This is a genomic window from Paraburkholderia sp. BR14320, from assembly GCF_040948665.1.
Classification (GTDB): domain Bacteria; phylum Pseudomonadota; class Gammaproteobacteria; order Burkholderiales; family Burkholderiaceae; genus Paraburkholderia; species Paraburkholderia youngii.
Genome location: NZ_JBFPKG010000414.1, coordinates 1 through 232 on the forward strand (window position 1 = coordinate 1; position 232 = coordinate 232).

Below are 232 nucleotides of genomic sequence, written 5' to 3' on the forward strand. Positions count from 1 at the left end.
CTTGAGCACCGAGCAGGTGGTGGCCATCGCCAGCAACGGTGGCGGCAAGCAGGCCCTCGAGGCGGTCAGGACACAGTTGCCGGCGCTGCGTGAGCCTCCGTTTGGCTTGAGCACCGAGCAGGTGGTGGCCATCGCCAGCAACGGTGGCGGCAAGCAGGCCCTCGAGGCGGTCAGGACACAGTTGCCGGCGCTGCGTGAGCCTCCGTTTGGCTTGAGCACCGAGCAGGTGGTG

Annotated in this window: 1 pseudogene; it reads left to right on the forward strand. The window is 68.1% G+C overall.

From position 1 onward, the window contains the following. A pseudogene (locus AB3X89_RS40870) lies at window positions 1-232 on the forward strand (avirulence protein); the annotation flags it as partial.